The organism is Fictibacillus gelatini DSM 15865, assembly GCF_000430745.1.
Classification (GTDB): domain Bacteria; phylum Bacillota; class Bacilli; order Bacillales; family Fictibacillaceae; genus Fictibacillus_A; species Fictibacillus_A gelatini.
The window spans coordinates 1-6,167 of record NZ_AUMP01000067.1 but is presented as its reverse complement, the minus strand read 5'-3'; the positions used below and the strand labels follow the sequence as shown (position 1 = coordinate 6,167).

Annotated in this window: 5 protein-coding genes; all 5 read right to left on the bottom strand. The window is 40.3% G+C overall.

From position 1 onward, the window contains the following. Positions 1-557: 557 nt before the first annotated feature. The 5 genes from H538_RS0117885 to H538_RS0117865 all read right to left on the bottom strand — a co-directional run bounded on the left by H538_RS0117885 (position 558) and on the right by H538_RS0117865 (position 6,009). Positions 558-1,463 carry a nuclease-related domain-containing protein gene (locus H538_RS0117885; protein ID WP_026678753.1) on the bottom strand — a complete coding sequence of 302 codons (906 nt, stop codon included), beginning with the start codon at positions 1,461-1,463 and terminating at the stop codon, positions 558-560. 339 nt (positions 1,464-1,802) lie between these two features. Continuing rightward, on the bottom strand, positions 1,803-2,612 hold the full coding sequence (locus H538_RS0117880) for a DUF4405 domain-containing protein (RefSeq protein WP_026678752.1): 810 nt from the start codon (positions 2,610-2,612) through the stop codon (positions 1,803-1,805). A 118-nt stretch (positions 2,613-2,730) separates the two neighbouring features. Further along, a complete protein-coding gene (locus tag H538_RS25210; protein WP_051291548.1) occupies positions 2,731-3,795 on the bottom strand; it encodes a coiled-coil domain-containing protein in 1,065 nt (354 codons plus the stop codon). A 158-nt stretch (positions 3,796-3,953) separates the two neighbouring features. Next, positions 3,954-5,345: a sensor histidine kinase gene (locus H538_RS0117870; protein WP_051291547.1), complete on the bottom strand. Its 1,392-nt coding sequence runs from the start codon at positions 5,343-5,345 to the stop codon at positions 3,954-3,956. After that, entirely contained in the window at positions 5,335-6,009 is a 675-nt protein-coding gene (locus H538_RS0117865; protein ID WP_026678750.1) for a response regulator transcription factor, read from the bottom strand. The genes H538_RS0117870 and H538_RS0117865 overlap by 11 nt, the downstream gene beginning before the upstream one ends. Between the last annotated feature and the right edge of the window lie 158 nt (positions 6,010-6,167).

Below are 6,167 nucleotides of genomic sequence, written 5' to 3'. Positions count from 1 at the left end.
GTGTCTAAGCCCCGTGGGTAATAGCCGTTACGCTGTAGCTTTTGATCCGGGTTTTCTACTTTGATGAAATTCTTGATCTCCTCCTGAAGCAGGAATTCAATCTTCTCTTTCAAAAAATCCTTTACCATTTGATCCAATTGATTTTGTGACAGAATATCGGTTATACTAAAATTCATAGTAGGGTCTCCTCTCGTTCTGGAATCTTCGACAATTCCGAGAGTACCCTACTTTTTTTATTTTGAGAAGGCCTTCTTTGACTTACACAAGATATTTTACATCATCTTGAGACGCGCTCTCTTGGACAGATTTCTGGCTCTGGTCCTCATTTTTGTCCTTGAGACGCGCTCTCTTGGACAGATTTCCGCCTCCAGCCTTCATTTTTGTCCTTGAGACGCGCTCTCTTGGACAGATTTCCGCCTTCAGCCTTCATTTTTGCCCTTGAGACGGGCTTTATCTGAAATAACCTTGCCTTCGTTCCTCATAATTGCCCTTTAGAACACACTTTTAACAAAATTTCTCTATTGATGGGACAATGCCTTATAGTAGAGTCAATATTTTTATTGGTAATAGGACCAGCGATTGGCCCCGACAATTTTTAAATTTGTTTCTAAAACTCTTTTAATTTTCTTTTTGGATTCTATGATTTTACACCATTCATAAATGGCATTTGTGGTTATTTTCCGATCTGGAAATAGAAGCTTGAATTCCTCTACATTACGCATTACAGCAGTTGCAATCAGTTCATTGTTCCCGCATTCCTTGCAACAAACGTTCATTCGTTCTATGTAAGTGAAAAATGAGTCGCACTTTGCACAAGTGATTCCCTTCCTCAGCCTGTCAAAATCATAAGATGGCAGCTGCCTATAAGGAGATTCTTCACAATGAAGCGAAAACAATTGATTGGCTAGATCCTTGTGTTTGCGACTGAGCTTTGATTGCAGGTTATTAAGTTTTCTAAAATAGCGGTTAAGTTGTGTTGGAAAAATAAATGGGAGATGAAGAGGTGCATGGTACAAGGTGAACTCTGGATTGATAAAAACAACGGAAGCAACAATAGGCAAATGATATCCAAGACTTTGCAGCAGTTGGCGTAACAACGATTCGCTTCGCTTTAATTGAATGAGCGGGTTATTCACTTCTACTTTGTTTTTCATGTACAGTCTATCGGATTCATAATAATAGTCCCCTTCATAATTTTTCACTTCGAAAATATAAATGGTTTCTGAAGCAATGATGAGTGAGTCAATTTGGATCGCCGTGTTATTGATAGAGAGCATCAAATCGTTAAAGATAAAGCATTCACATTGAAGTTCCTTTGTCAATAAATCAAACTTCACCTCCCCTTCAAACCCTTTTTTCAGATTGAAATAGTACTGCTTCATTTGATCAGGCAAATCCATTCTCCTGTATAAAAGTTTTAGAATTTGCAACTCTTTAGATTCAGTTCTAGATTTATAAGGCATTGGCAATAGTCAACATCCTCTCTAACCTTCTTTTCAATATAGTTTTCAAAAACTTATAAGATGTTTGAGATGTTTGTAAGAATGGTGATTAATGGGGACAGAAATTTAAGAGGCAATTCATTAATGTGCAGTTCTTATTTCTCTCTAAAATTTTACAACACTTTCCTGAAAATATCGAGAATCATAACGATATGGATTTTGCATTAAAAAGGAGTACCATATCTGGCACACCTTTTCATTCGAATATCTAATTATAATGCCTGGTTTACCCGGGATAAAAACATACTTTCAGCAAAAATTATTTTCATAGCCACTTTCTTTTGTTTTAATCGATAGCTGCTATCCTACATTTTGAGGATGAACCAATCTTGATTTTCTTTTATTCCTCAAAATGCGTTGTTCCACATAATAAGTTGGAATGATGATGGCTGCCCATATCGCGAAATAGTTAAGAACGACGAGAAATGGATTGCTCTTGCCGCCGTGTCCATCTCTTCCGTGAAACTTCCCTTCACCTAAATCTCCGTCGGGCGGTCCTTGATGTACATTGTTGGCAAACTGTCCATCGCCTTTTTGCAGCATTTGTTTCTTGTTGAAATCACCTGCATTGGTAGAAGCTGATGAAGAAAACCATTGGATTCCGCCTGCCAAAACGGCAAGTGCCAGGACAACTGATGCAATGGCTCCCCTTCTAAGTTTTCCTTCCTTCGATTGAAACGCTTTTCTACAAATGTTCATGATCCACTGCCAATGTACCGCAATATGCAAGCCAACCAATGCGAGTGTCATGTCGGCTGATAAACTATGGATGCCACGAATCGCGTGGCCCTCTTGAATAGCCAGACCCGGAAACACTACCCTGGAAATGAATATGCCTGAAATAATAACGGTAGCCATCGAAATTAATAGCAAAATATTTAAGAAAAAACTAAATCGCGTCTTTTTAGGGAGGTTGCTATCAAAAATTTTTTTCGTTGTCGTAACTACCCACCGATAGTTCAATCCGATATGGATAAGAATCGCTGCTCCTATTACAAGCCCGGCAATTTCATGAAAGGACAGCCCGTTTAATACTCTTGGATTCATTAGCAACACAAACGTTATTGCCATCAGTAAATCGAATACGATTTTTGTATAATTCTTTTTCATGTTATGTCCTCCGCATTTAAAATTACAAACAGAATATACATCATTCAAAAAAGCAGCGTGGTTCATGCACCTCACTGCTTTTTTGATGAGTTAATTATCATGAGCTGCCTGCTTCTTTTTACCGTTCAACGACTTTGTCCTTCCAATCGAAGCCCTCCCTTTTCATATGAAAAATTCCAAATGGATGCTCACGGTCTTTAAATGGAAAAAGATCTAAGTCTTTTACCTTATCAGCATGATTGGTGATAATCTCGTTCAAAATTTCTTCAGTACGTTTACCTTTTGTAACAATGCCGAGTTTTTTCGCAGTTTGAAGGATTTGCCGATCATGCACTTCTTTCGCAAGAGTTGGAATATCTTTTCCCTCTGCTTTAATGCCTAATTTTTTTGCCTCTTTCTTAATTCGTGCTTCTAGTACCTCTTTGGCTAATGTGTCGATTTCTTTTCCGCTGGTTTTGATGCCCAGTTCCTTTGCTTCTTTCTTGATTCGTGCTTCTCGTACCTCTTTCGCCAACGTGTCGATTTCTTTTCCGCTGGTTTTGATGCCCAGTTCCTTTGCCTCTTTCTTGATTCGTGCTTCTCGTACTTCTTTCGCTAACGTGTCCATATCTTTTCCTGCCGTTTTTATGCCTAATTTTTTGGCTTCTTTCTCTATCCGGGTTTTACGAATTTCTAATTGTAATGTGTCCATATCTTTTCCCGCTGTTTTGATCCCCAGTTCTTTGGCTTCTTTCTCTATCCGGGTTTTGTGAATTTCTAATTGTAACGTGTCCATATCTTTTCCCGCTGTTTTGATCCCCAGTTCCTTTGCTTCTTTCTTAATTCGTGCTTCTCGTACTTCTTTCGCTAACGTGTCGATTTCTTTTCCGCTGGTTTTAATGCCCAGCTCTTTGGCCTCTTTTTTGATTTCCGTATTGCGTATTTCTCTCATCAAAGTTTCTGTATCTTTTCCTGTTGTTTTAATACCTAATTCCTTCGCTTTTTGCTTAATCATATCCGGATCGGCTCTAAACCCTTCTTTAAAACCAAAACCGTGCCCTCGTTTTGAAAACAGTGCCTCTCCATGTGATTTTGCTGCCGTACTGCTATCATCATTACTTGCGGCAAATACAGGAACTACCCCCGCAACGCTAAGTGATAATGCTCCTGCCAATATGTAGCCGATTGATTTTTTCTTCAACATGTACATTCCTCCTAAACTTTTTATAGGGTGTAAGAGCAGGAGAGTTCTCTTTGTCCTACTCATCTGTTACTTTATCCTTCAATGATGAAAATTGAGTGAAAAAATGAAAAAGCGCACAAAAAAAACGCAAGAACCTTTTAAAAAAGTTTCTTGCGCGTCTATTCATTGGCTGGATCCGCCACAGGGATTTTTATCGTAAAGGTGGTGCCTTGTCCGGGCTGGCTCTCAACGTGAATCGTTCCGTGATGGGAATCAATAATCGCCTTCGCAATGGCCAGCCCTAAACCGTGACCTCCCATTTGGCGTGACCGGGATGGATCCACTCGATAAAATCGTTCGAAAATGCGATGATGGTGTTCTGGCTCAATTCCTATTCCCGTATCTCGTACAGCGATCGTCAATGTTTTCGATTGTTTATACGTTTCCAAAGAAAGCGTTAAATCGACTTCTCCCCCATTTGGCGTGTATTTTATCCCATTTTCAAGCAAAATGTACAATAACTGTTTTAGCCGCTCGCGATCCGCATAAACAACAAGTGCATTTGGAGCATGCAACCCTACTTTTATTTGTTTTGAATCCGCAAGTGGCTTAATCGTTTGGATTAATTTATCGACGTCAGAACGAAAATCCAACCTCTCTACAAACAGCTCAATTTTATCTGAATCCGATCGGGCCAATGTCAGCAAATGGGCGACCAGCTTTGTCATGCGTTTCACTTCGTCTTTCATATTGGACAATAGGCTGCGGGAAAATTCGTCCTTCTCGAGACTGTTTTCCATCTCCAACGCATTAATAGAAGACAGCATCACACTTAAAGGAGTCCGCAATTCATGGGAAGCATCCGCAGTAAATTCACGCTGCCTTGTATAAGCTTGAATGATTGGGATCATTGCGCGCTTTGACATGATGTAACTGATAAATACGGCAACTCCTGAAAAGACTACTGCCAATATGCTTAAAATAATAAGCAGCAATTTATAAAGCCCATATTGATAGGATATATTTTTTCCTATATAAAAAACGCCAATCAATTGATTTCCGTTATAAATCGGCCGTCCCGCCATCAATAGACGAATGTCACGCGATTCCGATTCGCCAATCGCTTCTCGTTGTTCCCATGGATGACGATGTGTTTCTTTCAATGTTTGATATCGCGTTTCATCCATTTGAGGAATCCACCCGATCAAGTTCTTCAACAAATCTTCACGCAATCGGGGATTGACTTCATCTCCTGCAATTAGCTGGCCATCAGAATTCACTACGTAATAAAAAAATTGATCCTCCCCTATTACCGTGATATCCGGACCTACTTTTTTGCCCCTCATTAATTGGTCTTTGATGACGATCAACTCTTGATCGGCAAGTTTTTGAATTTGCTTTTCCTGTTGATTCGAGTTAATTTGGTAAACAAGCGTATAAACAATGACAATAAAAAGGATCAGAAAAAGCATGAGAAGTGCGCTGTAAATAAGAGTCAAACGAATTTGCGTGCGCTTGAATACGTCCTTTTTGAATGGGTCGCTAAGACGCGACAAAATATTAAATTTCAAGTTTGTAGCCCACCCCGCGTTTACTTTGAATCAACTCTTGATGAATGAGCATATGCAGCTTCTTCCTGAGCAATTTCACCGTCGCATCAACGATTTTAATCGACACATCCGCATCAAACCCCCATACACGGTCGAGGATAATGTCACGGGGCAGCACTTGTCCCTTATTTCGGACGAGCAAATCGAATAATTGAAATTCGCGCGGTGTTAACTGAATATGCTTGTTTCCTCGATGAATCGTATAACTTGTGCGATTTAACACGAGACCATGAAGATCGACCGTCTCTTCGACGATAGGGGCATAATTTCGCCTGGAAAGTGCCCGCAGGCGTGCAAGAAGTTCATCAATTTCAAATGGTTTAATGAGATAATCATCCGCCCCCGAATCCAATCCTGCCACTCGGTCCTGGACGGCATCTTTCGCAGTAAGGATAAGGATAGCTCCTGAATAGTCTTGTTTCCGCAGCCGGCGGCATACTTCCACTCCGTCCCCTTCTGGCATCATCCAGTCCAGGATTAACACGTCATAGTGTGACATAAGGGCATAATCAAAAGCGTCATTTCCCGTGGTTACCCAATCAATCTTATATTCTCCTGTTTTCTTTAACATATGAACAATGAGCTTCCCAAGCCGGAGATCATCTTCTGCTAATAGGACGTTCATCTTACTAAATCCTCTCTAGTCTAGTGAACTACCCGCCACTTAAAATCTAACGGTTTTTGAAGCGGGGGCTTCTCGACTTATCGTTGCTTTTAGTAGCCAACGAAAACTGACCGAGCTATCCCTCTCGTTCCAAGAGTTCTTTTTGCTATGCTAACGCT

What these genes read in the sequence shown, in the direction of transcription:
- H538_RS0117880 (WP_026678752.1), bottom strand. Translation starts at nt 2,612, where the DNA reads ATGAAAAAGAATTATACAAAAATCGTATTCGATTTACTGATGGCAATA.
- H538_RS0117885 (WP_026678753.1), bottom strand. Translation starts at nt 1,463, where the DNA reads ATGCCTTATAAATCTAGAACTGAATCTAAAGAGTTGCAAATTCTAAAA.
- H538_RS0117865 (WP_026678750.1), bottom strand. Translation starts at nt 6,009, where the DNA reads ATGAACGTCCTATTAGCAGAAGATGATCTCCGGCTTGGGAAGCTCATT.
- H538_RS25210 (WP_051291548.1), bottom strand. Translation starts at nt 3,795, where the DNA reads ATGTTGAAGAAAAAATCAATCGGCTACATATTGGCAGGAGCATTATCA.